Origin of the sequence: Egicoccus sp. AB-alg6-2, from assembly GCF_041821025.1 — a bacterium.
Lineage (GTDB): Bacteria > Actinomycetota > Nitriliruptoria > Nitriliruptorales > Nitriliruptoraceae > Egicoccus.
Map to the genome: position 1 here is coordinate 350,100 of NZ_JBGUAY010000006.1, position 22,797 is coordinate 372,896.

General features: G+C 68.3%; 33 protein-coding genes and 1 tRNA gene. 4 read left to right on the top strand and 30 right to left on the bottom strand.

Annotation, left to right across the window (positions count from 1 at the left end; all coding sequences use genetic code 11):
- Window positions 1–348: 348 nt before the first annotated feature.
- The 23 genes from ACERMF_RS13165 to ACERMF_RS13275 all read right to left on the bottom strand — a co-directional run bounded on the left by ACERMF_RS13165 (window position 349) and on the right by ACERMF_RS13275 (window position 13,832).
- Window positions 349–1,083: a hypothetical protein gene (locus ACERMF_RS13165; RefSeq protein WP_373669558.1), complete on the bottom strand. Its 735-nt coding sequence runs from the start codon at window positions 1,081–1,083 to the stop codon at window positions 349–351.
- 170 nt (window positions 1,084–1,253) lie between these two features.
- The gene (locus ACERMF_RS13170; RefSeq protein ID WP_373669559.1) at window positions 1,254–2,042 is read right to left on the bottom strand and encodes an N-acetylmuramoyl-L-alanine amidase; all 789 of its coding nucleotides are present in this window, start codon (window positions 2,040–2,042) and stop codon (window positions 1,254–1,256) included.
- 112 nt (window positions 2,043–2,154) lie between these two features.
- Window positions 2,155–2,340, bottom strand: coding sequence for a hypothetical protein (locus ACERMF_RS13175; protein ID WP_373669560.1), 186 nt, complete (start codon window positions 2,338–2,340; stop codon window positions 2,155–2,157).
- Window positions 2,341–2,351: 11 nt separating this feature from the next.
- The gene (locus tag ACERMF_RS13180; protein WP_373669561.1) at window positions 2,352–2,606 is read right to left on the bottom strand and encodes a hypothetical protein; all 255 of its coding nucleotides are present in this window, start codon (window positions 2,604–2,606) and stop codon (window positions 2,352–2,354) included.
- The gene (locus tag ACERMF_RS13185) at window positions 2,599–3,048 is read right to left on the bottom strand and encodes a hypothetical protein (protein WP_373669562.1); all 450 of its coding nucleotides are present in this window, start codon (window positions 3,046–3,048) and stop codon (window positions 2,599–2,601) included. Before ACERMF_RS13185 ends, ACERMF_RS13180 begins: the two co-directional genes overlap by 8 nt.
- Before the next feature lie 291 nt (window positions 3,049–3,339).
- Window positions 3,340–4,161: an S-layer homology domain-containing protein gene (locus ACERMF_RS13190; protein WP_373669563.1), complete on the bottom strand. Its 822-nt coding sequence runs from the start codon at window positions 4,159–4,161 to the stop codon at window positions 3,340–3,342.
- Window positions 4,161–4,562 carry a hypothetical protein gene (locus tag ACERMF_RS13195; RefSeq protein WP_373669564.1) on the bottom strand — a complete coding sequence of 134 codons (402 nt, stop codon included), beginning with the start codon at window positions 4,560–4,562 and terminating at the stop codon, window positions 4,161–4,163. Before ACERMF_RS13195 ends, ACERMF_RS13190 begins: the two co-directional genes overlap by 1 nt.
- A 3-nt stretch (window positions 4,563–4,565) precedes the next feature.
- On the bottom strand, window positions 4,566–5,159 hold the full coding sequence (locus tag ACERMF_RS13200; protein WP_373669565.1) for a hypothetical protein: 594 nt from the start codon (window positions 5,157–5,159) through the stop codon (window positions 4,566–4,568).
- On the bottom strand, window positions 5,152–6,369 hold the full coding sequence (locus tag ACERMF_RS13205) for a hypothetical protein (RefSeq protein ID WP_373669566.1): 1,218 nt from the start codon (window positions 6,367–6,369) through the stop codon (window positions 5,152–5,154). Before ACERMF_RS13205 ends, ACERMF_RS13200 begins: the two co-directional genes overlap by 8 nt.
- Window positions 6,366–8,600, bottom strand: coding sequence for a phage tail tape measure protein (locus ACERMF_RS13210; protein ID WP_373669567.1), 2,235 nt, complete (start codon window positions 8,598–8,600; stop codon window positions 6,366–6,368). The genes ACERMF_RS13205 and ACERMF_RS13210 overlap by 4 nt, the downstream gene beginning before the upstream one ends.
- Window positions 8,601–8,621: 21 nt before the next feature.
- Entirely contained in the window at window positions 8,622–8,762 is a 141-nt protein-coding gene (locus tag ACERMF_RS13215; RefSeq protein ID WP_373669568.1) for a hypothetical protein, read from the bottom strand.
- Window positions 8,763–8,776: 14 nt separating this feature from the next.
- Window positions 8,777–9,196, bottom strand: a complete 420-nt coding sequence (locus tag ACERMF_RS13220) for a hypothetical protein (protein ID WP_373669569.1) — start codon at window positions 9,194–9,196, stop codon at window positions 8,777–8,779.
- Entirely contained in the window at window positions 9,196–9,633 is a 438-nt protein-coding gene (locus ACERMF_RS13225) for a phage tail tube protein (protein WP_373669570.1), read from the bottom strand. Before ACERMF_RS13225 ends, ACERMF_RS13220 begins: the two co-directional genes overlap by 1 nt.
- A gap of 11 nt (window positions 9,634–9,644) precedes the next feature.
- Window positions 9,645–10,052 (bottom strand): minor capsid protein, encoded by a 408-nt coding sequence (locus ACERMF_RS13230; RefSeq protein ID WP_373669571.1) that lies wholly within the window; start codon window positions 10,050–10,052, stop codon window positions 9,645–9,647.
- Window positions 10,049–10,408 (bottom strand): minor capsid protein, encoded by a 360-nt coding sequence (locus ACERMF_RS13235; RefSeq protein ID WP_373669572.1) that lies wholly within the window; start codon window positions 10,406–10,408, stop codon window positions 10,049–10,051. The genes ACERMF_RS13230 and ACERMF_RS13235 overlap by 4 nt, the downstream gene beginning before the upstream one ends.
- The gene (locus ACERMF_RS13240; protein ID WP_373669573.1) at window positions 10,405–10,590 is read right to left on the bottom strand and encodes a hypothetical protein; all 186 of its coding nucleotides are present in this window, start codon (window positions 10,588–10,590) and stop codon (window positions 10,405–10,407) included. The genes ACERMF_RS13235 and ACERMF_RS13240 overlap by 4 nt, the downstream gene beginning before the upstream one ends.
- Entirely contained in the window at window positions 10,587–10,895 is a 309-nt protein-coding gene (locus ACERMF_RS13245) for a hypothetical protein (protein WP_373669574.1), read from the bottom strand. Before ACERMF_RS13245 ends, ACERMF_RS13240 begins: the two co-directional genes overlap by 4 nt.
- Window positions 10,892–11,269 (bottom strand): hypothetical protein, encoded by a 378-nt coding sequence (locus ACERMF_RS13250; RefSeq protein WP_373669575.1) that lies wholly within the window; start codon window positions 11,267–11,269, stop codon window positions 10,892–10,894. Before ACERMF_RS13250 ends, ACERMF_RS13245 begins: the two co-directional genes overlap by 4 nt.
- Window positions 11,270–11,272: 3 nt before the next feature.
- Window positions 11,273–11,446 carry a hypothetical protein gene (locus ACERMF_RS13255; RefSeq protein WP_373669576.1) on the bottom strand — a complete coding sequence of 58 codons (174 nt, stop codon included), beginning with the start codon at window positions 11,444–11,446 and terminating at the stop codon, window positions 11,273–11,275.
- Between the two features lie 54 nt (window positions 11,447–11,500).
- A complete protein-coding gene (locus ACERMF_RS13260) occupies window positions 11,501–11,773 on the bottom strand; it encodes a hypothetical protein (protein WP_373669577.1) in 273 nt (90 codons plus the stop codon).
- Window positions 11,774–11,855: 82 nt separating this feature from the next.
- Window positions 11,856–12,899: a P22 coat protein - protein 5 domain protein gene (locus tag ACERMF_RS13265; protein ID WP_373669578.1), complete on the bottom strand. Its 1,044-nt coding sequence runs from the start codon at window positions 12,897–12,899 to the stop codon at window positions 11,856–11,858.
- A gap of 105 nt (window positions 12,900–13,004) precedes the next feature.
- A tRNA-OTHER gene (locus tag ACERMF_RS13270) sits at window positions 13,005–13,076 on the bottom strand.
- Window positions 13,077–13,106: 30 nt separating this feature from the next.
- Window positions 13,107–13,832: a hypothetical protein gene (locus ACERMF_RS13275; protein ID WP_373669579.1), complete on the bottom strand. Its 726-nt coding sequence runs from the start codon at window positions 13,830–13,832 to the stop codon at window positions 13,107–13,109.
- 119 nt (window positions 13,833–13,951) lie between these two features.
- On the opposite strand from ACERMF_RS13275, the gene ACERMF_RS13280 reads away from it, so the two are divergent.
- On the top strand, window positions 13,952–14,350 hold the full coding sequence (locus tag ACERMF_RS13280; RefSeq protein ID WP_373669580.1) for a hypothetical protein: 399 nt from the start codon (window positions 13,952–13,954) through the stop codon (window positions 14,348–14,350).
- On the opposite strand, the gene ACERMF_RS13285 is transcribed toward ACERMF_RS13280, so the two are convergent.
- From ACERMF_RS13285 to ACERMF_RS13295, 3 genes are all read right to left on the bottom strand, one after another.
- Window positions 14,351–15,463, bottom strand: a complete 1,113-nt coding sequence (locus ACERMF_RS13285; protein WP_373669581.1) for a phage minor capsid protein — start codon at window positions 15,461–15,463, stop codon at window positions 14,351–14,353.
- Window positions 15,464–15,664: 201 nt separating this feature from the next.
- Complete coding sequence (locus ACERMF_RS13290; RefSeq protein ID WP_373669582.1) at window positions 15,665–17,227, bottom strand: capsid protein; 1,563 nt, start codon at window positions 17,225–17,227, stop codon at window positions 15,665–15,667.
- Window positions 17,227–17,412, bottom strand: a complete 186-nt coding sequence (locus ACERMF_RS13295) for a hypothetical protein (protein ID WP_373669583.1) — start codon at window positions 17,410–17,412, stop codon at window positions 17,227–17,229. Before ACERMF_RS13295 ends, ACERMF_RS13290 begins: the two co-directional genes overlap by 1 nt.
- A gap of 76 nt (window positions 17,413–17,488) precedes the next feature.
- Between ACERMF_RS13295 and ACERMF_RS13300 the strand changes: the two genes are divergently transcribed.
- Window positions 17,489–18,244, top strand: coding sequence for a hypothetical protein (locus ACERMF_RS13300; RefSeq protein WP_373669584.1), 756 nt, complete (start codon window positions 17,489–17,491; stop codon window positions 18,242–18,244).
- Window positions 18,245–18,247: 3 nt separating this feature from the next.
- Here ACERMF_RS13300 and ACERMF_RS13305 read toward each other — a convergent pair whose 3' ends face one another.
- On the bottom strand, window positions 18,248–19,528 hold the full coding sequence (locus ACERMF_RS13305) for a PBSX family phage terminase large subunit (RefSeq protein WP_373669585.1): 1,281 nt from the start codon (window positions 19,526–19,528) through the stop codon (window positions 18,248–18,250).
- A 187-nt stretch (window positions 19,529–19,715) separates the two neighbouring features.
- Window positions 19,716–20,210: a helix-turn-helix domain-containing protein gene (locus ACERMF_RS13310; RefSeq protein WP_373669586.1), complete on the bottom strand. Its 495-nt coding sequence runs from the start codon at window positions 20,208–20,210 to the stop codon at window positions 19,716–19,718.
- A gap of 54 nt (window positions 20,211–20,264) precedes the next feature.
- Here ACERMF_RS13310 and ACERMF_RS13315 point away from each other — a divergent pair, with 54 nt between their 5' ends.
- Together ACERMF_RS13315 and ACERMF_RS13320 are read left to right on the top strand one after the other, a co-directional pair.
- Window positions 20,265–20,405 (top strand): hypothetical protein, encoded by a 141-nt coding sequence (locus tag ACERMF_RS13315; RefSeq protein ID WP_373669587.1) that lies wholly within the window; start codon window positions 20,265–20,267, stop codon window positions 20,403–20,405.
- A gap of 603 nt (window positions 20,406–21,008) precedes the next feature.
- Window positions 21,009–21,797, top strand: coding sequence for a DUF3800 domain-containing protein (locus tag ACERMF_RS13320; protein WP_373669588.1), 789 nt, complete (start codon window positions 21,009–21,011; stop codon window positions 21,795–21,797).
- A gap of 181 nt (window positions 21,798–21,978) precedes the next feature.
- Here ACERMF_RS13320 and ACERMF_RS13325 read toward each other — a convergent pair whose 3' ends face one another.
- Both ACERMF_RS13325 and ACERMF_RS13330 read right to left on the bottom strand, forming a co-directional pair.
- A complete protein-coding gene (locus ACERMF_RS13325; protein ID WP_373669589.1) occupies window positions 21,979–22,311 on the bottom strand; it encodes a hypothetical protein in 333 nt (110 codons plus the stop codon).
- 298 nt (window positions 22,312–22,609) lie between these two features.
- The gene (locus ACERMF_RS13330; RefSeq protein ID WP_373669590.1) at window positions 22,610–22,795 is read right to left on the bottom strand and encodes a hypothetical protein; all 186 of its coding nucleotides are present in this window, start codon (window positions 22,793–22,795) and stop codon (window positions 22,610–22,612) included.
- Window positions 22,796–22,797 lie beyond the last annotated feature (2 nt).

The following is a 22,797-nucleotide window of genomic DNA, read 5'->3' on the forward strand; positions in this document are numbered from 1 at the left end:
AAAGTCCGGCCACCCGACGAACAAGGGAGAGGCCCCGGCCGAAACCGGGGCCCCCTTGATGCGGGTTACCGTCGCGGGGACGGTTGGGCGAGTTCGCGGTTGCGCTTCTCGGCTGCCTCTACAACCTGGGAGTCCACACCAAACCGGCGCATGCCGTCGATGAATCCCGGGGAGATCTTCTGGTCAACCGTGCGGATCGTGATGATCGTGTCGGACTTCTTCCGCCTTCTGCGTGCTGGGTTGCTCACTCTTGCCTCCTCGGTCGCCTCACGTGCAGTGCACCTGAGACGACAGCACGATGCTAGTCCTCTGGTACGTCATCTGACGGGATGTTTGAGCTTTCTGAAGTCAGGGGTACAGGGTGCTCGCGCAAGTTGACGCGCAATTCTGTACCACTTCAAGCACTTTCTTATTTCTCAAGGTCTGGAAAGATCCCTCAGGACCATCAACGCTTACGCACCCTCGGAACCTTCCCTTCTTGCTACGCATCGGCATGACGACGATGCCGCCGTAGTTCTTGGTCATCTGCGCCTGTCGCCAATCGAGGCCCATCCGTTCCTCATCGGTGCGGCTTTCCCACTCGTCTCGCGAGACCGCCATCAGCGCCGACGCGTTGAAGACGCGCCCTTCGCCGGTTTCCCAGCAGATGCCGATGGCACCGGTGCCCCTGGTCCACCTGATGTTGGTGCCTCCGCGGCCATCGTTCTCGATGCGAACGCGTGCCACCTTCTTCAGTTGGCGAGGCCAGCGAGGAACGCGAGGAAGCTCCCAGACGTGGATCCCGATGTCGTGCCAACGCAACGCATCTGCAGTGGCCTCATCCAGGCGAACAAGGGTGTAGTACAGAACACCCTCAACAAGACCCGCCCGCTTCTCCCGATGGTGGCGGAGCGAGACAGCAGCGGCGGTTCGGATGGCCTCGAGTGCCGTGACGAGGACCAACGTGATCCGAGCTGCCGTTACCCAGCCTTGGCGAACTTCCCAGTATTCATCCGGCCACGGAATCTCGGAGAGACCAACCACTGCTCCGGCGACAACAGCGATTGCGAGCAGTAGGAATTTCGCCACTACCAGCAACTTCACCCCACCCACATGCGCCCTGCAAGGCGCGGAGTGCAATCCTATCCGCCGTGACCGCGGGATCCTCTGCAGCCGACGGCGCGGGCGAACCTGTTGGCGTCGGCCTGAAGCCGAAGAACGCGGCGGCGGCCAGCAGTGCGGCGCGGATCGACTCATTCACAGCTCGGGAAGTACTACCGGTGGCTACCCAGCGCGTGAGCACGAGCCTGTAGGTCCACGGCGGTCCAGAGCGACACGCGGCCGGTCACCTCGAGGCGTCGTTCCTGCTGGTAGGCGAGCACCGCGGCCTCGGTCTGCGGCCCGAAGTCGCCGTCGAGCTGACCCGTGTAGTGGCCTAGCTGGATGAGCCGTTCCTGCATCTTGCGAACGTCGCCGCCGCGGTCACCACGCTTCATCTCGTACTCCTGCTCGATGGGTGTCGCCGGTGGGACTGCGTCCTGCGACTGTTGGCGGATCGGTTGCCGGTCCCGCAGGCGCGCGTGACGGCCGAGCGGGTCGCCTGGGCAGCCGGTGGAGTTCAGATCGGCATGGCGCACGACACGATCACCGGCACCCAGCCGACGTAGCTCGGCGATCGCCCAGTCGATGGCGGCCAGCGCGAGGGCCGTGGGGGTCTGGCGTGCACCGCCGATCCATACGATGGCGTAGAAGCGCAGGTTGCCGTCGTTGCTGCCGTTCGCCGCGGTGCGGAGGCCGGCGCCGCGTCCGGCGAACACGTAGCCGTGCTGGCACACACCGAGCGTGTAGGCGAGGTCCGCCCACCCTCGCGAGTCCATGTGGAACCGCTGCCAGGACAGCCAGGTCGCAATGCACTGGGCGTGGCTGGCGATCGGGACGTTGTCGCCGCCGTAGTGCAGGGCGCAGCCGCCGCGGGCGGCGTCGATGTTGCGCGAAATCGACTTCGGTGGCCGCATCCCGAGGGTGGCGCGAGAAAGGAACCCTGCGTGGGTCGCGGTGGTCATCGGTCGACCTCGGCGGCGCCGGGGCCGTCGTGGTCGGAGTTGGCGTCCGCGGGTTCGGCCGTGTCGTCGACGGGGACGTCGTCGTAGGCGTCGCCCGGTTCGAGGGAGGACGTCACGGCTGGTCGTTCTTGGTGGAGGTGTGTGCGGCCGCGAGCGCGCCGACGGGGACGGCCATCACGGCGGCGGCCCACAGGGTCCAGCCGGCGGCCTGCTCACCGTCGAGGATGCCGTACACGACCAGGAGGGCGATGGTCGCGGTTGCGATCCGGTAGATCCATGCGCGGGTCGATTCGTTCACGTGGTGCTCCTTCACGACGAGCCCCCCGAATCGGGGGGCTTGGTGATCAAGATCTCGCCGGTATCGAGCCGGCCACGCAGCTCCGCCTCGGCCGCCTCCGCCCGCTTGCGGTAGTGGTCACGCTGCCGGCGCAGCTCGTCGATGTTCTCGCGCTGCAGCGCGTCACCACGGCGCAGCAGCCACAGCAGCGTCCACACGAACAGGCCGCCCCCGCCTGCCAGGCGTCCGACGGTGGCCAGCCCCTCGAGGGTGAATAGCTCATGCACCCCTCACTCCCCGATCGTCCTCGCCGGCTTCGACGGTGGCAGCGGCGCCGCAGGCTGCGGTCCACGAGGGCCAGATCACACCGAGTGCGGCGATCACGATGGCGTGGCAGGCGAGCGAGATGAGGAGTGCGCTGTCGGCCTTGTCGACCCAGAGGGCTTCGATCATTGCGCCGAGCCGCAAGAGTCCGAGGGTGATCAGGGCGGCGCCGGCGGTGGCCTGCATCTTCGGTTCGAACGGTGCGATCGATGAGGCGAGGACGAGTCCGGCGACGAACATGGCGCCGAGCGGCCAGAGGTTGGGTGCGAATGCGGCCTCGAAGACGGGGGCGTCCCAGGCGGCGGCGAGGACGACAAGGGTGAGGGCGACGACGAGGTGGAGCCACCAGTGCCGCACCCAGCGCAGGGGGTGGCGGGCGGCGAATCGCAGGTCGTAGCGGGACACGGGGGGGCGGCTCCTGGTCGTGCACCAGTTTCGAAGGAGAAGTGACCCGGTCCGCCGCCCCCCACTTGACGTGAGGTCGAGTCGCTCGGCCCCGGGCAAGTCGCGCGGGGCCTGACCGCACGGTCAACGGCCGGCTGGGCACAGTGCGACAACGCCTGGCCGCCGCGCTCGTCCACGATCGCAGGCGGGTTCGCCGCGCTGCAGGCGGCGGGCGCGCCGCCAGCGGGTTGGCGCTGGTCTCGACGTTCAGCCCAGCAGCGTCGAGGCCACCACTCGACATATGTGAGTCGGTCAGCCGCGCCAACCCGGTGCGACCTTGTCGAGCGCGCGGGCGAGCATGGCCGCCATCTGGTCCCGCCGGACTGGCGCGCCGGGCTTGAACGTCCCGTCCGTGTTGCCCGCGATGATCCCGGCGGCCGCCAGGTCTTCGATGTCGCGGGCGTGGGTGGCGGTGTCTGGCACGTCGACGAAGCGTCCCATCGGGTCGTCCTCCTGGCTGGCCGCCACGACGTCCGGCGTGACGGTGGCGGTGGGGATGTCGCGGGTGAGGACCAGGCGTCGGAAGGCGTCGAGGTCGTCGGTCCAGTGCACGAACCTCGGCCAGCGCCTTTCCCATTGCTCGGGGCAGAAGGCGGCGACGAACAGGTCAGCGAACGCCTCGTTGAGCCGGGACGGGTAGTGGTTGGCGTGCGACGACCAGTCCTCGTTGGCGTGGCCGGCGTCGCGGTGGTCGTGATCGAAGTGGCCGAGCTGCGGCAGCGGACGGCGGTGCATCAGCTCGGACAACCGGGCCCGGTCAATGTTGCCGAGCGTGGCCGAGTCGACGGCATGGCCAAGCTCGTGCGCGATGGTGAACGGCAGCGCCGACGGCCGCATGTCTGTGTTGAGCACCAGCGACGCGCGCGGGTAGCCGTCGGCGGCGGAACCGGCGGCCCACCACTGGCCGGTGAACTGCATCGACATCGGCCGCCACAACACGCTGAGACGGCCGCCGGCGGTCCGCTCGAGCCACAGGGCCAGCCGTTCCCACGGGTAGGACGAACCGTCCACCACGGCAGCGAAGATGTCGGACCTGCCGGAGGGAGCATCAACGACGTCGAACATGGAGTCCATCAGCCGCGTGGGCCGGCGACCGCGTCACGCACAGCCTTCGCGTCGGCGTTCGCGACGTTGGCGGCGGCGGCACGTTCACGTATGCCACGCACTTCGACCTCCAACGCTTCAAGCCGTTCCATCACCGGGTCCGGTTCGGGCTCGACCGGGTCCGGTTCGGGGTGCGGATAACCGATGACCAACTGGCCATCCTGCACGATGATCTGGTGTGTCAACGCCTGCTGCACCAACTCGGCGTCGTCGCGGTCGTGCAATCGAAGCAGCGCCAGTCCGTCGCGGTCGATGCCGGCCGCGTCGGTATTGACGAACGCGAGGTCGTCCGGCGGCCCCTCGGGCCAGCGGCTGTTCGTGCCGGTGTTGTCGACGATCTCGCCCGTGTCGATGCGGTAGACGATCAGCATGGGTCAGGCTCCAATCGCGACGTAGGAGTAGGTTTCGCCACTCTGGTTGGCGTTGTAGACGCCGTTGTTGCTGGTGAAGTTGTGCACCTCGAAACCGTTGGCGGCACAGTCGAGAACGCCGGCCGCTGTCTGCGCGCCGTGGCTGGTGCTCTGCCCGATCACCGACGTGCCGCCCGCACCGACGACCGCTTGCGCCCAACGACGTGACGAGACCCCCATGACCGTGACCTGGACCGGATCGAACGGCAGCACGATCAGCCGGCCGTTGGTGCCGTCGCCGACGTAGGTGCCCACCGCAACGTCCCCGCCGCCGGCCGGGGCAGCCCAGCGCACCCCGACCTCGGCCGCACTATCGACGACCAGCGCCTGCTCATCGACGCCGGCCGGCAGCCGGACATACCCGCCACCAGTGTGGACCAGCAGGTCGCCCTTGGTGGTGAGCTTGTCGAGCGCGGCAACCGCGGCGGCACGGGCATCGGCCTCGCCGTCAAGGGTGACGTCAATGGCGTCGGCCAGGTCTCGGATCGCCGCAGCACCCTCACGCACCAGATCCGTGTCATCCGGTGTCGGCCAGCCATAGGTAGGTGTCTCAGCCACTCGTCAACTCCTGCGCCCTTGTCCAGCTAATGGTCCCGTCAACGGTGACCCAGCCCACGGTGTCTTCCACCCCGCCCCAAGTCAGCGCCTGCTCCGACAGCCGCCAGTCCGACACCAGCAACACGACCGTGGCCGCACCGCCCGTCAACGTCCACGAGAGACGCTCCACGAACCCGACCAGCGACCGGCCCAAAGCCCGTGGCAGGCGCCGCAGACGAACCGGCGCGCCGGGTTCGAGCTCGAACATGGCCCGCCGCATGCCGACGTCCAGATCGCCGGTGACGTGCACGGTCAGGTCTTCGACCCGAACGGCAGGGCGGGACCGAAGGCCGACGTACCGGTCGGCACGACCTTGCGCGTCGCCCGCATTAACGAGCCGGGTCTGCACCGTCTCGTGCAGCACCTCGCCCCCGAGATCGGCGATGGCCTGCTCGTCCCGCGCCGACACGACACCCACCTGATCCCCGTCGATGTACTCGACAGCGACGGAGTTGACGACGTCGCCGATGGACTGGACCGCTTCCAGGCCGGGAGCCGGAGTCGGCAGGTCGACGTAGCCCGCGGTGGCACGGGTCAGGCGCCCGACCGCATCGGTGTAGCGGATGGCGCCGCGCCGCGTTTCTTCGAGCTGCCCGAGCCCGTCCTGGGCTGCCTGCAACACCACCGACGCCGCATCGCGCGGCTCCGGGTCGCCTGCGAGGAGATACTGCCCCGGCGTGTCGACCTCCACCCCGACTGGGTCCGCGTCGATCCAACTCCGGTCAGGAAACGACGCCCAGCTATACGGCCCGGCCTGGGTCCAATCGATGGCGAGCGTGTCGAGCACGGCCGCGACCCTGTCCCCATCCCGCTGCTGCGGGTACCCGCCGTCCGGGACGCGTCCTCGATGGAGGCGGGCGAGCGGCCCGGCTGCGGTGAGGTGGTACCTGACCGGGGCGCCGTCCTGCCACATTGCCGTGCGGCAGTTGACGATGGTGCCCGTGAACAGCCGAACCGGCCCGTCGCCCGCGTCGATGTCGACAGTGATCGGGCTCCTGAGTCGCGGCCGAGGGCGGGTGCCGGACTCGTCGTGCACTGTCAGCTTGAGGTAGCCGGCCTTCGCCTGCTCATCGACGCCGCCACGACCGGTAGCGATCTGCGCCCGAGCGAGCGTGAACGTGGTCTCATCCACCCCATCGATGGTGATGGCGTAGGACGGCTGCCAGTTCATACCACCGGCCCGAACTCGCGGCGGGATCGGCGAGTCGCCGTCTCCAGCGCCCGCACCACACCCTCCGGGTCCATCATGGTGCCGGTCACATGGATGGGCTGGTGGTGGTGCACCTCGATGACCCGCTCGCCGCCGAGAACCGCGCCTGGCACCCGTCCACCTGCCGCCGCAGCGACCGCGCCGGCGTCCACAGTCAGCGGGATCTCCGCCGTCATCGTCCCCAGCAGCCGCTCAACCTGCCGCCACTCGTCTTCCATACCGCGGCCGAGACCGCCGATGATCTCGCGCCCGATGTCGGTCAGCAGGACCCGGTCCTTCTCGATCGGGCCCTTCAGATTGCGGATCTGGCCGCCAAGTCCGGACAACCAGTCCCGCGCGTTGCTCCAGGCATCACGCATCCCGGCGGTGAGACCGTCGATGATCTGTCGGCCGATCCCGCGCAGGAGATCGCCGGCATTGCCGAACGCCGCCACGATCCGGCCGGGCAGGGCACGGAAGAACCCGACGACCTCGCCGACCCGCTCCTCGATGTCCCGCTTGAACAGCACCATCTGCCGTGCCGACTCGGTGGTGAACCGGGTGAACCCACCGTCCGTGGCATTGTGCAGCGCCCGAATCACCCGGTCCGAGTCGCGATCAATAGCGCCGGCCAGGACCTCCATCGACGTCGACAGGTTCGACGAAGCCCACTCGCCCGCACCGACCAGCCGTTCGAACGACGTGACAGTCCTGCCGGCGGCCGCGTCTGCGGTGTCCGCCGTGACGTCGTGCTCGCGGCGCATCAGCTCGAGCACATTGCTGATGACGTCCCCCGCAGCGGTGACCACCGTGGCCAGGTTGTTCCAGATGCCCTCGATCCGTGGCCAATGCTCGCTGATGACGGCCAAGAACTCGTCGACCGCAGGCTTGGCCGTTTCGGTCCACCACACCTTGAGCGCCTGGCCCATCTCGACGGACTTGTCCATCACCTGCTGGAACCGCTCACGGATGACGGGCCCGTTCTCGTCCCACCAGGTCTTGACCGTGTCGAACGCCTCACGAGCCTGAGATCCCATCGCCTGGGCGCCACCGATGATCTCGTTGACGTTGCGGCCGACCTCGGTCGCGCCCTGCTGCCAGCCGGTCACGAACGACATGATCGACTCGATCATGGACTCCGCCGCCGCCTGGATGTACGGGGCGAGGAGCTCGCCGACCTGCAGCTTGAGCTCGCCCCAGAGCGCACCGATGCGTTCCCGGGCGCGTTCCAGGCCCTGGTTCATCTGGTCGTACGCCTGCTCGGTCGCGCCAGCAGACTCGGCCATCTCGGCCAGGGCGGCCCGGTAGTCGTCGGTGCCGTCGGACGCGAGCGCGAGCGCGGCGTTACCGGCCTCCACGGATCCGAACATGTCTTGCAACGCGACGCCGTTGTTATCGGCCGCCTGCTGCATGATGTCGAGCGCGTCAGCGACGTTGCCGCCCTGGGCGATGAACTCGGCGAACCCGACCCCGGCGATCTCCTTGAACGAGTCGGACGCCTTGCCGCCCTCCTTCGACAGCTCAACCAGCAGCTGCCGCATCTGCGTGGTTGCCACCGAGGTCGGCACACCCTGCGCGGTCATCTGCGCCATTGCGGCGGTGATGTCCTCGAACCCCACCCCGAGCGCGCTCGCGGTGGGCAGGACGTTGTAGAGCGACCCGGACAGCTCCTCGAAGTTCGTCTTGCCCAGCCTCACGGCGGTGAACATCAGGTCCGAGGCCCGGCCGGCGTCCATGACCTCGGCGCCGTAGGCGTTTACGACCGACGTGATCCCGTCTACCGCTGTTTCGAGTTGGGTGACGCCACCGACAGCGGCCTTCTGGGCCACCTCGAGGAACGCGAACACGTTGTCGGGCGGCACACCGGCAGAGAGCGACTGGTAGAGCGCAGGGACGACCTTGTCGGTGGTGACGCCCATCTCGACCGCGAACTTGCGGACGTCCTTCTCCATCTTCCCCATGGCGTCGGCCGACGCGCCGGGGAGGAGGGTGAAGACCTCGTTCATGCCGCGCTCGAACGAGGCGAACTCCTTCACCCCGACGGCGGCGAATCCGGCGACTGCAGCTCCGGCCACGGCGACGCCGGCCAGCGCGGCCTTGCCGAGGCCGGCGGCGAAGCTCCCGAACTTCGAGTCGGCTTTGTCGACCCCGCGGTCGAAGTCGGAGTCGTCGAGGGTGAGGAAGGCCGTCAGCTCGCCAACGGTCAGCGCCACGACATGCCTCCTCTCATCGTCTCAGCCTCCGAATGCGGCGAGGAACGCCGCTTCCGCTTCTGCCGGGTTTTGTAGGGCCCTCAGGTCGTCACGGGCCGCCTGACGCCACGTCGCGCCGGTCGACAGTCCGGTGAGCAGGACCGAGAACCGGCGGGTCGACATGACGTCCATCTCCTTCACGAGATCCAGTCGGTACTCCCGCTGGAAGTCGGATTCGAGGTATCGCCAGTGGGCGAGGACGGCTCGGGCTGCTCCGTCCCCGCCGTCGGAGGGCCCGTGTCGGCCCTGCCCGCGGACCGCTTCGAGTAGGACTCCATGGCGAACCGGACGACGTCCCCGAGCTGGTCCATGGAGATGCCCGCGTCGAGCAGCTCCTTGACGGTGTCGCGGCCGACCAGCGCGGCGGCGGAGTCCAGCACCGTCGTCTCGTCCACCTCGGCTTCGGCGTCGGCCCGCTGGGCTGCCCGCATGGCCAGCAGCGTGAGCTTGAGCGGCGGCGAGATCGGCAGGGTGAACGTCCGCCCGAACGCCTTGAACGTCGGGGCGTTGGCGGCCTGCTCGGCCCACGCCTGGTCGAAGTCGACGAACTCGCCCATCAGGCGTCCCAGACGATGCGACCGTTGATGTGCAGGGTGGCTGCCCAGCCGGTCTTGTTGTTCTTCCCGCCGCCGGTCGAGCCCATCTCGGCCCAGCCGACGAACGTGCCGACCTTCCCGCCCGGGGTGGTGACCTGGAAGTCGCGGACCGCGGCGGCGCCGATCAGTTCAGCGGACGTCTCGATCTCTTCCTGGCCGGGGTCGCGGTCACCGGTGTCGGGGTCCTCGAGCCGGTGGCCGGACAGGGCGATGGTGCTGGCCCGTCGCATCGGCAGGGACGCGCCCTGCCCCTGCGAGGAGAAGTCGTCGGTCTCTTCGGAGGCGGTCTGACGGTCCCATCCGAAGTTGTCGAGGCCACCGATCTCGATGAAGGTTGGTTCGGCGGCGCCGTCGGAGATCTCGAAGGTCCATTCGCGGGCGGGGATGACACTGAGCACGGTCGTTCCTTTCAGGCACGTGCGGGGTTGCGGACATCGAGCTCGAAATTGATGGCGTGCTCGTGCCGGCCGTTGGAGTCGCGGCCGAGGCTTTGGGGGGAGGACTGCAGGCCGTGGCAGTCGGCCAGCCAGGTCCCGTCCGGCAGGGTGATGCCGGACAGGCCGTGCAGGGCGTCGTAGATGGCCTGCAGTCGGCTGCGGGAGATGCGCGGGTCAGCGGTCCCTCGGACCCGGATCTGGATGCGGGGGTGGTCCCAGCCGCCTGCGACGTCGGCTTCCGGGCCGCCGTAACCGGTGATGACGACGGCGACATCGGGAGTGGTCGGCATCGCATCGATGAACACGTCGTTGCCGGGCCCGTCGTAGGTGACGAGGCCGAGCGTGTCGAGCAGGCGGGCGATCGCGGTGGGGACGTTCACAGCAGTCCCCCGCCGCGGGAGAGGGCCGCTGCGATCTCTCGTTGGATCAGCTTCGCGATGACGTCGCGCTCGGACATCGCGGGCCGTTCGAGGTACTTCGCGGTGCGGCCGGATGCGTGGGTGTAGTCGAGCCTCTCGTGCTGGACGATCGCGTAGGGGGTGTCGTACGACACGGCGGCTTCCAGCCCGTCGACCTGGGTGGTCCCGGACCGCATCAGCGTCCCTTCCTCGATGGGGACGTGTCGGTTGGCTTCTTCGAGGAGGTGTTCGGCGGCGAGGGCGAGGCCACGTTCGGCGCCGCGCTCTCCGGCTGCCTTGATGGCGGCGCCTCGCCAGTTGAGGCTCATCCGTGTCATCGGTCCGCCTTCGACTCGCCGCACTCGGTGCAGAGCACGCGGGTGACGTAGGCGGACATCAGCGGGCCGATGAGAAGCGCTTCGACGCGGACCGCGGAGGGCAGCGCGCAGCCGTCGCACCACACGCCGGTTTCGACGACGCGGATCCGCTTCAGCTCGAACGTGATCTGGGCGAGCTTCATGTCAAGCTCACGATCCGCTGCCGCACGCCACCCAACGGCGCGTCCGGCAACCTGGAAGCGATCACGGTCGCGACCCTGCCGCGGACAGTGACCCGCGCACCCGACGGGACTTCAACATCAGGCGGGCACAGCAGCGTCGTGCTCGATGTCACTTCCGACCCGGCCGGGTCCCGGACCAGCCGGACCGTCTCATCGACGGCACACCGGATCTCGTACGGGTCGCCGTAGGCGTCGCCATAGGGCCCCGAACCGGCGGGAGGTTCGACCGAGGCGGTCGACGGGTAAGCCCACGTTCCGAGCTTCACGGCCCCACCGCCACAGCAGCACCGAGCCCGGCGGTGACGAGGATGTCGCGGGCGCGTGGGGCGAGCCGCGGGAACCGGCCAGAGATGTTCGCGGACCCTTGGGTAACGTGATGTAGCCCGGCGGTCTGGCCGTACTCGTCGCCGGTGACCAGCCACCACTCGACCTGCGCACAGGTCGCGTCGACGAACGCCTGCCTGACCTTGTCGTCGGTCGGGTCGTTCTGGTCGTTGACGGCGTAGATGGCGGCGACGGTCGCCCGGTCCACCGTCACGCTGGCACGCTCGAGCAGCCGTCCCGCCTCGTTGTCGGCGGGGGCGGCGATGGCGGAGTGTGCGAGCCATGCGGTGAGCTGGGCGACCGTCGCGTGTGCCATCGACTACTCGCCTTCGGTCTTGCTGCCCTTGCGGCCGCTCGTCTTGCCTGCGGCGCGCTGCTCGTCGGCGTCCTCGACGAGCTCGTAGCCGTCCGCCGCGGCGAGACGGGCGTCCTGACGGGAGCCGTCGACGGTGCGGTGGCGGCGGCCGGTCTTCTTGTCCTTGTAGAGCGGCACGTGGTCCTCCTGACGTGGGTGCGGACCGGTTCTCAGGCGGTACGACTCGGAGCCCTACTTGCGGCTCTTGGCCGGCTTCGAGGTCTTCTCGTAGCTGGCGGCGTTCCGCTTCGAGGTGACACGCTGATGCAGCGCGGTCCCCTTCTTCGCGGCGAACACCACGCCGGTGTCGGTCGCCTTGAACCACTCGACCTCGACCTCGACGTCGTCCTCGACGGTGACGTTGTTGTTCGCCAACAGCGCCTCGAGGTCGGCCTTGTTCGCGCCGGCCGGCACGTCCAGGCCGGCTTCCTTCGCTGCGTCTTCGAGCTGCTTCTTGGTGGCCACGGTGGGCCTCCTTCCCTGTCGTGGGATGGGTGAGGTGGCCCGTCGCGCCGGTGCGTGCGATCACCGGCGCGACGGGCAGACGTCAGGCCGCCGGCGGGCTGTCGCCCACGCCGTCGACGAACGAGCCGACGGCCCACGCCTCCGGGTAGACGAGCTTGGCGCCGTACACATGGAGGCCCTTGACCGCGTCGCCGAAGCGGCGTTCGGGCCGGTACGCCTCGACCTTGTTGATCTGCTCGGCAAACGACAGCGCCATCGGGTGGCCAGCGATCACCTTGTCGTTGTCGGTGTCCACGCCGTCGGTGCCAGACGGGGCGTTGCGGGACGTCAGCAGGTTGAACCCGGCCGCACGCCCGACCTCGCCGTTGAGCAGCGGGCTGTTGCCGCCGCCGTAGTCGCCGGCGGAGGTGAACCGCTTGTCCAGGGACAGGAGCGACGCGAACCAGGTCGGCAGGACCGCGTAGCGGCCCTCGGACGGCACGCCCGCGTTGTCGAGCTTGAGGGCAAGCCGGTTGAGGTAGAAGTAGGCGTGAGCAGGGTCGGAGATCGACACCGGGTCGACGTCGGTGCCGATCCGGTTGGCGGCGGCAGCGTCGGCGTGGAAGCTCGCGAGGTGGCGGTCGGCCACGTCACGGAGCTGGAACGCGGCGGACTCCATACCGCCGTCCATCACCGACCCGGCAGCCTGGGCCGCGTCGACGTCGTCGACCATGAAGTTGAAGTACTTCTCCTGGTCGATGAGGAGCTGGCGGGCTTCGGTGGACAGTTCCTCGGGCGGGTCGATGTCGTCCCGCTCGTAGTCCTTGATCGTGACCTCGCCGACCTGGTTGATGGTCACGGTGTCGCCGGCCTGCGAGATGGTGCCCTGGTAGTTGCGGTTGGCGACGTTGGGCTGCCCGAAGATGTGGGCGTGCCGGAGCTTGCGGAGCAGCTCCCGGATCCAGAACTCGGGCACGAAGCTCGAGATGTCGCCGGTCTGGGCGGCGAGGTCGAAGCGGGAGCGGACGCCCTTGATGGGGGCGGGCATGAGTGCGACCGCGGCGAAGGCGAGTGCGGCGGCGATGGTCGGGAACCCACCGAGCAGTGCGGTGATGGCCCCGAGGATGAGCGCGAGAAGTGCGAGCACGGTGGGCTCTCCTGGACGGTTCGGGTGTCGGTCGCCGTGTTTCCCGTCCTGGCGTGGACCCCGGTTTTCGCCCGTCGGCGCCCACCGATGCGCTCGGTGTCAGCGTGGTTGCAGGGGCGGGAGTTGAACCCGCAGGGCCGGGGTTATGAGCCCCGGTTGGCTCCGCGCCTCCCTGCTGTGGCCAGTGTCGGCCGGGCTGTGACCCGGCTACTTCACGAGGCCCTTGCGGATCTGCCGCTGAATCTCCTCACGGTTCTTCTCGTACTCGACGTCGTCCAGCTCGGCGATCTCCGCCCGGGTCCAGACCTTGGTCTGCTTGTCCTCACCACGGTGGCCGTCCGATCCGGACGCACCCGTCTTGCCCTTGCCCTCCGCGGGCTTGAACTCGGGCCACTCCTCGAGGGTGTCGTCGACCAGGGCCTCGATCGCGTCCGTGTCGACGTCGCCGTCATCGGTGAGCAGGCTGTCGATGTCATCGAGGTCGGCGAGCCCGACGAACCGGGCGGCGCGGTCCTTGGAGACTCCGGCGGCGATCGCGGCGGCGCGAGCTTCGGCCTTCACCGCGCGAGCAGTGGCGGCCGTGACCTTCTTGTCGGCGTCGTCGCTGCCGTCGTTGTCGGTCTGCTTGCCGGCCTGGCGCTTGGCCTGCCGAAGTTCGCGTTCGTGGCGCTTGCGTTCGCGGGCGATGCGGGCGTCGATGGCCTTGTCGAGGTCGGCCTGAGTGAACGTCTTCTCGCCCTCACCCTCGCCGGAGCCCTCCTCCTCGGACTCCTCACCGTCGCCTTCCTCGGAGCCGTCGCCTTCGTCGTCACCATCTTCGTCGCCGTCGTCCTCGTCGCCGCCCTGGGGGACGAAGTAGCTGCGGCCGGTGTCGGGGTCGGTGATGGTGATGGGCTGGCGGTGGCCAGGACGGCCAGAGGTGAGGTGTCGCACGGTGCAGCTCCTGGTTCGCACGTAGACGGTGCGCCCAGCCTGCGCCCCACTGTGACCCGGCTACGGCTCGATGTCACAACCGGTCGCTACCGTCGATGCACGTGCGAAAGGAGCGCCACATGGGCGCCACAGACGACGCCCTCCGCGAGATGCGGGAGGCGTCCACCCTGAAGGGGAAGTTCCAGGAGATCGTGTCGCCGAGGATGCGGGCCGTGTCCCGAGACGACTACGGCGACAGCTGGCCGCTCACCATCGAGGGGGGCTGGCTGCGGTACGAGCCGGCCGGTCGAGCGATCTTCCGAACGCCCGATGGCGACGAGTACGCGCTGAACGGCATGGCGTCGACCGCGGGCTATGCCGAGATCGAACCGATCTGGCGGTTCAACGATCAACTCAACCGCGAGATCGAAGAGGCGCATCGGAAGTTGTCACCGGACGATGACTACGAGCCGCAGAAGCTTCGCGTGAACATCGGTCCACTCATCCGCGACGCGCTGGCTCTGAAGGACGCCAAGTAGCTAACGGGCTCCGAGCCTTGCCCGCCCTCCCGAGTACGACAGAGACGCTGGCACCCTGGCGACCTGCGCCTTCCGGCGTGCCTCCCACTCGCCCACCTTGTCCCGCGCCAGCCTGCGCTCATCATCGGTGATCGCGACGGCCTCACGACGTCGCCACTCCCGCACCCCACGCTCCAGACGCCGTAGCTCCTGCCTGTCCTGGTCGCCCTGCGGATCCGCCGTGTCGCGCTGGCTCATAGGCCGGGTAACGCCCGGCTGATACAGCGCGATCGTGTGCCGGCAGTTCGGATGCTGCAGCCCCTCGCCGCGGGCCTCGTCCAACGTCCCGTTCACGGTCACCGACACGGTCCCGTCACCACGCAGGTTCTCCGCCCGCACCGCCCCGCGTGTCTGCCCGGTCAAGCTCAGCACCCGGCCTTCCCACGGCCGGCACAAGACGCATTCCTGCGGAGCGTCCGAGACGATCACCAGGTCCTGGCCGAGCTCGACCAGCCGGTCGACGTGCCCCTGGACCACCGCCCTACCGGTGCCGGTGCGCACGGCCATCTCCGTGTAGGACGGGAGATCCCACGATCGGCCAGCGCGGTCCTGGAATCCGGTGACGCCACGGCGGGCGAAGTCCGACAACGTCCGTTGCGCGGCCTGCCGGCGGGTCACCGTGCCGGCCAGCACGTCACCGGAGGCGTTGGCGATCACGTCCCGGTAGACGTCAGGGACCGCACGGAGGATGCGTGTACGGGTCTGCTCGACCAGGCCGACCGTCTCGGCCACAAGGGCGCGGACCTTGGCCATGTCGACCCGGCCGTACGCCAGTTCGCGGGACACGCCGATCGCTTCGAGATCAGACCCAGCGGTCGCGACACCACGGTTGTAGGCGTGTCGGACCGCCTCCTCGGTCGCCTCTCGAGCTTCACCGAGGGCGCGGGCCACCTCGGCCTCCACCTCGGCGCGTAGCTGCTGGATCTCGGTCAGCTTCGACTCCGCCCATCCCGGCTGATCGATACCACGCTCGACCCGGCGGGCGACCTGCTCGAGCATCGTGACCTCGGCGCGGACCATGATGTCGGCGACGCCCTTGGCGAGGTCTTCGGCCATGTGCGGCGAGATCGGCATGCTGAGACCCTACGCCCGCCGCGACGGGCACATCAGGCGGCACCCACAGGTGCCCGTGCACGGAGCTGGTCGTACGTCATCCCAGCACGCGCCCAACACGCTTGGCAGACCGGCGCGCCGGGCCGGGCGCACCGGTGGACGCCGGCGAACATCTGGCCCATGTTGGTGACGTACCGGCGACGGTGGCTCTCGGCATCCACGTCAGTCACCAAACCCGGTCGGGTCCGTCACTGTCACGCCCTCTTCCGCCTGGATGCGGGCCACCTCGTCCTCGAGCGCCTGCCCCTCGAGCTCCGGCTGCACCATCTGCACCCGCGTCCGGATCGACGCTGCCTGAGCGCGGCGCAGCATCTCGACCGTGGTCGCCTGCTCCTGCGGATCATCGACCAGCGAGTCGCCCCACCGGATCGCGGGACGGTCCGGCTCTACCGGCGAGCCGTACACGTCACGGTCCAGCACCAGGAGCACCTCGAGCAGGTCCACGGTCTCGGGGGTCCAGTAGCGTTGCTTGCGGCCGCCGGTCCTGAGCGTCTTTCCCTCACGGATGCGTAGGGCCGACCCGGACTCGGCTCTGCCTTCGATGTGTAGCCCGAAGGACTGGGGCGAGTAGCCGGCGGTCGAGACGATCCGTTCGACGAGCGCGAACGCGGTGTCGGCGTGGTCTTTGGTGCGGATGGCGAACTGGATCTGCTCGATCATCGGCTTGCCGTCGACGGTGGGTTCCATGTCGAGGCCGGTGAAGACCTCTTGGTCGATGTCGAGCGTGGCCCCTTTGCCGCGGCCCTTCGGGGTCAGCGCGTCCTGGGACACGACCACACGGGCCTGACCGAGCCGGAGGTCACGCATCCACGACGACCACGTCTCGTCGAGGGCGTCCATCAGGCTGTAGGTGCCGTCGTAGTCGGACCGGCCGTGCAGCGTGTGCCGGTGACGGCGGTTCGGGCGGACGTTGGGGACGTAACGGACGGTCAGCTCGTTGCGGAGCGAGTCGGGCAGCTCGACGGTGAGGATCTTCGTCGACTCGTCGTAGGTGCGGTCGTCGCCGTCCAGGAGCGCCTCGGTGTGCGGATGCGCGGACATGGCCTCGCGCTTGCCGAGGGTGTCACGTTCGCCGACGTAGAGGCCGTGGAGGATGACACCAGGTTCGTGACGTTCGAGGTGCCGCCATACCTTGCCGTTTTCGTCGAGGAGGACGGTCCAGAACGTCACGGTGGAGAGGCGGCCCCACCGCCACTCAGGGAACGCAGCATCGGCATGGACGACGGTCAACGTGGGCATCGGGAGCCGGTCGCGGTCGTCCCACACGGCCCGGATGTAGACGCCGCCGAGGGCCGAGCAGACCTCGGCAGCTTCGATCAGTGAGGTGAGGATCCCGCCTTCGTCGACGAGGACGTCGAGGCGGTCCTGCGTCACGGACGCGGCACGGTTGCCGCCGTCCGCAGCGCCAGGGATCGGAAACCGGAGCTGCTCGGAGAACAGCAGATCAGCGGAGGTGGACGCGATGTCTGCGGCAATGGGGACATGGATTTGGGTGCGGTTGGGGGCCCGGTCGGCAGCACGGCGTGGCCAGAACCGGACCTTGCCGGGTGCACCTCCGGCGAAGCCGGGGAGGTGGGAGGACGTGCCGGTCCCGGTGGTGCCGTAGAAGTTGCGGAGCCGATCAACGTCACCTGAGAACCAGGCGTCGGCTTCCTGCATGTCACGCAGGATGGGCTTCATTGCCTTGGGGGGCCACGGGGCCTTGGGGTCTTCGGGAAGCGGCATCAGCGAACCAGCCCGTCGTCTTCGGCGTCACGCCCGGACGCCAGCCACCCGTCGGCGGTCAGCTCCACGACCGGATCGGCGACGGGGCGGAACCGTGGCGGTGGCGCGGCGAGGCCGGCCTGGACGAGGGTCTTGCCGGCCAGCGCTTCAATGGCGAGGCGGCGGAGCGCGCGGGTGGTGGTCATGGGACGAGTCTCGACCCGCCTGTGACCCGACTATCGTCCGAGGATGGACGGCTCTACGCCCCAACCGGGCTTCACGGTGAAGCTGCAGAGGGCCCATTTCCTGCTTTCAGAGCTTCGCGAGGCCATGAACGGCTTCTTCCGTGAGAGGCCGTACACCCTTGAAGCCGCGGAGGCACCCAACGGGGATCTTGTGACACGCGTCCGAGTGTCGGCCGAACCACCCTTGGAGTGGAGCGCCCTCGCGGGTGACATCGTGCACAACCTTCGCAGCGCCTTGGACCATGTCGCCTGGGCACTCGTCGCCGAAGAAGGTCAGCCCGACGAGTGGACTTGCTTCCCCATCACCGATAAAGAGCGAAGCTTCGGCGACCGCGCACGCAAAGCTCTGAGGGGCGCCCCGGAGGCCAGACAGATGGTTCGTGGCCTTAGTCCCTGGCGGGACGGCAACGAGGACCTTTGGCTGCTCCACCGGCTCAACATCGTGGACAAGCACCGGCTGCTGCTTGTGGTTGGGTCAGCCAGTACAGGCATCGGCCTTCGGATGACCTTCAGAGGGTTCGAGGAGGGTGACAGCCCCATCACGATGGATCCGATCGTCCTGCAGCCCAAGAACATCGAGGTTCCGGTGCTTGACGAAGCAGTGGTTTTTCGCGTGCTAGCCGAAGCGCGCAAACAGCCTGCCGACTCTCACTTCAGGACAGACCACGATGTGCGATTCGACATCGTATTTGGACTCGACACGCCGGCTCCTGCCGCGCCCGTCGGCCCCCTGCTCGAGCGCCTCCTCGACGCCACGGAGAAGGCGATCCAACACCTCATGCCGAGGCTATAGCGATCAGCTATCGAGCCAGCGGCGCCAGACCCGCCGCAGCATCCGCACCCCGTAACGCAGGGCGTCGGGGCCGTGGTCGTCCTGCTTCAGCGGCGCGTCTTCGCCGCGGTCTTGTGCCTTGGGGTCCCAGCTGTAGCCGGCCATCTCGTCGAGCAGTCCCGAGCAGGACCGGTGGATCGTCAGCCGCCTCGCCGCGAGCAGCGATGAGGTTTCGCGGATGCCGTCCTCGACGGTGTTGTCGGCGGGGGTGACGCCTGACCAGCCGTCGCGGTACAGCTGCCGGATGAAGCTGGCTGCGGACGGGTCAACGAACACCTTGCTGACGTCGGGCGGCATGGCCAGGCCGTCGGCGCCGCCGTCGACCCACGACTGCAGCTTCGTCGCGTACTCCCCGTCGGTGAGCTGACGGCGCTGCGCCCTCGAATCCCACCGCCACTCCCGCGCGACCACCAGGCCGTCCGTGTGTTCGCCGATCAGGAGGGCGACGAACGGGTTGGTGGTGCCGTAGTCGACGGTCAGCCACCAGTCGTGAACGTCGGGCAGCTGGTCGACGACGTGGGAGCTGTCGCCGTCGAGGTCGAGCATGTCGTAGATCGCGCCCTCGGCGGCAACCCATTCGCCCAAGATGAACCGCCGGTACCACAGCCCGACGAACTCGCGCTCGAGGCTGGCGATGTACGCGGCAGGGAGGTGGGGGTTGTCGTGGAGGGTGAACCGGAAGCGGGCGAGGTCGAGCAGCTCGGCGCCGTCACCACCGAGGATCTGGCCGTCACGGTCGATCGTCACCGTCGCACGGTTGAGGTAGTCCTTCAGCAGCCAGTGCCGCGGGTTGTCCGGGTTGGTGGTCCCGAACAGCCGTGCCCCGTCGATCGATAGGCGGGTGAGCAGCATCGACCAGAACGACTCAGGGACCGTGGACACCTCGTCGACGTAGGCGCCGACGAGGGTGAGGCCGCGGATCTTCTCCTGGGCCCGTTCGTCGTTGGCTCCGGCGATGTAGATCCGTCGGCCGCAGACCCAGAGTTCACCGGCGCCGCGGACGAACCGGACACGTTTGCGGCCGAGCATGTCTTGCATCGGGTGGACGACGTTGCGTTCGAGGGTGCGTTCGGTGCGGCCGGCCATCAGGAGGTTGCCGGGCGGTGCGGTGCGGATGAAGCGGAGCCAGGCGAGGATGGATCCGATGGTTTTGCCGGAGCGGACGGAGCCTTCCCAGATGTTGAGGCGTGCCGTGGCATGCTGGACGGACGCGAGTTGCTTCCCAACAAGGGGGGCGACGCTCACGGGAGGAGCCTGCCATGCCAGAGGTCGGCGAGACGTGTGTGAAGTGCGACACAGTGGTGCGGTCGCGAATCGTGAGTTTGGGCTCGTCGCTTGATAGCGGCTTCGAGGAGACTGCCGTCACTCTGGTGTGCCGGTGTGATGACCTCGAAGGGCCGCGGACGGCGGCGGACCGGGTGTAGGCGACGAGTCACGGTGAAGCCCCCGTGACGTGGTCGAGCCAGCGATCAACATCCGCCGAGTCGTCATCCCCACGCTCGTCATACTTCAAGATGTCAACCTCAGCCCGCACCAGCTGCGCCACCGCAGCCGCGTACTGCCGCAACGCATCACTCGTCGGCTCATCGAACCGCCGCTCGTTGTAATCGTTGTCCTTCCCCCCGAAGCTGAACGCCGTGTGCGGCTCCCCCATCCGATCAATGATCCTGTCGATCCGGCCATGCAACTTCGCCAGACGCTCCGCCCGCGCCTCCGCCCCATACGCACGCCGCGTCTCCTGCGCCCTCACCACGCGCGCAAGGTTGGACTGATCCACGGCCACCCCGGCGGCTCGGGCGATGCGTCCGACGGTTTGTTGGGAGCGGCCGGTTTCGCGGGCGACCTGGCCGTAGCTCTTGCCTTGCTGGACGAGCTCGAGGATGCGTTGACGTTCGTTGTCGGTCAGTGGGACTCCGCGCTTGCCCACACGTCAGCCTGCTTGTCGGCGTAGACGCCGAGCGGTGAGAGCGACGTGGACGCGGTGGCGGACCGCCTGAGTCGCCCCCCAGACCGTGAGGACGGCCGCGGTTACGAGGGCGAGGACCAGGAGGACACCGGCACACCACGCCAACAGGTCGAGGGTGAAGGTCGCGCCGTCAAGGGCACGCTGCAACGCACGTGAGATCATGCCGGCGAGTGTCGTGCCGCACGTGACCCGGACTGCTCTTGGTTTCGAGACAGGCCGGTGCCATGCCTTCGCGGTGGACCAGGCCGTCCGCCTGACTGACCGTGCCTGGTGTTCACGCCGGACAACCGCTCACGCCGCTGCGCGAGGAGCTGGTGCGTGGGTGCTCGCGTTGTCGGCGTCAGGATGCGACACTGGCCGCGCCTGCGTCCGGCGTTCGCTTCGTGCGTGCATCGGCGGAACGACGTTGCCAGGCAGCACCCCAGCTCCCATCGGTGGTCATAAGCGTGCGCGCACGCGGACCACGTCCGTAGGAGCCACCTCGCGCTCACGCGCAGCGCCCCCACCTCGAGGGGCGACAGGGCTTGTGCTGCCTATGGGGCGGCACGTAATCGAAGGACTGGACAATGCAGGCAGAAGAGTTGATCAGGCTGGTGCTGGCGGAGTTGCGGCAGCTACGCCGCGCACAGGAAGACCAAACGGTCGCTGTAGGAGGATTGGCTCGAATCCTGAAAGACTTGCAGGCCGAACTCGGCCGTGAGAGGTAGCCGGGAACGGGCATTATCGCGCCTAGGCTGGTGGCGGGGAAAGGGGAAGGCGATGTCGACGCATCTGTTGCGCGCCTACGTGGACGAAACCGGCGACCGGGGGATGAAACCCTCTTCGTCGGAGTACTTCGCCTTCGCTGCGGTCCTGTGCCGGGATGCGAACACGACGGTTCTCGGCGAAGCCCTGGCGGATCTCGTCCGCGAAGCGGGCAAGCCACCCGGTAGCGTCCTCCATTGGTCGAAGAATATGAAGGACCACGCCTTACGCACCTACGCTGCGCAGATTCTGTCCGGCCTGCCGATCCGTTTGCTCTTCGTGGTTGTGCCGAAGCGAGCGATCCAACCCAACACCCATCTCGCCCGCTCAACCGTGGGCTATTACAACTTCGCCGCCCGCCTGGTGCTCGAACGCGTGGGCTACTTCACCGCTTCCCGGCAGCGCATTGAACAGAAGACGGACCCGGCAGCAATCTGCCGGACCAAGGTGACGTTCGCCCGCGTCAAGGGATTCCGGCCCCGATTGCTGCAGGACTATGTCGGCCTGCTCCGAACCAGGCAGGGCAACGAGGCGTGGAGCAACGGGCTGACTACCAAGGTCGCCGTGGCGGGGCAGGCGGAATCCCCGCTACTCCAGTGGGCCGACATCGCGGCTGGTGCATTCGACGCCGCCGTCAAACTGGACAGGTACGGCAACCATGAGCCGGCCTACTTGATGCGCCTGGGACGCCTCATCGATTGCAGCGGCGATGGGCGAATCCTCGGCTACGGCATCAAGTCGCTCGGAGGCGAGGACTACTTGCAGGCCATGCCTTGGTGGACCGCCGACTGGTGGAAGGGTTGAAGCCGGCAGGGAAAGGCGGGTCACAATCAAGCCACCTGCGGGGCGGCCGGCTCAGTTGCCCGAGCGTGCGGACCCCCGCCCTTCCCTACCGGCTTCCGGTCTGCTAACGAGGCTAGCGACCGGGCTGGGAATGTCAACGATGCGATGCCGGCATGTACACCGTCCCGGCCGATAACCGTCACTACTCGCTGCGTGGCCTGTCGAGCCACTCGTCGAGCGACCCCGGGTCCGACTGCTCCCGCTCCCCGAACGGCACGTAGGGCTTCCCAGCCTGCGCGTCCATCTGATCCTGAATCGCCCGCACCATCCCCTTCTGCGCCGTCGCCGCCACATTCGCCAACTGCGCCAGCAACACCGCCGCATCCACACGCGACCGCGGTGACCCGTCCTCCAACGCCCGCTGTGTCTGCTTCGACAGCCGCCGGACCGTCACTGCCAGCTCCTTCTCGCGGCGGCGCAGCTTCGCCTCCTCCGGATGGGGCGGCAGATCAGTCGGGATGTCGTTCGGGTTCATGCGGGCCTCCTCGCACGCAGATCAGCGATGTAGCGGGCATTCGCCCTCGTGCACCGGGCGCAGGCGCAGCCCTGATGCTTGTAGCCGTTCCTGGTTCCGTGCCGGACGTCCCCCGCCGACAGCCGACACGCACGGTCGCCCCGGCCACCACAGCCGCACGGCGTGCGGAGTTTCGGGACGACACGGTGGGCGAACGCCTCTGCCGACGGCCGGTCCCACGCCTCCGACTGCACCAGCACCGCGACCATCCGGCCTACCGGGTCGTCCGGCACATCGAGCTCGAGCTGCACCGCGGCGCTCACGGCACGTCCAGACGGTCGAACCGGGCGTGCGGCATCGACGTCAGGTGCCACGACCCGCACCCGCACCGGTAGATCCGGCCCTCCTGACGCCACCCGTAACCGTCTTCTGCAGCGGTCTGGCAGGACCGCTTCGCGGCCTTGGCTTCGTGCTTGGTCGCGTAGCCGATCTTCGAGCACGACATCG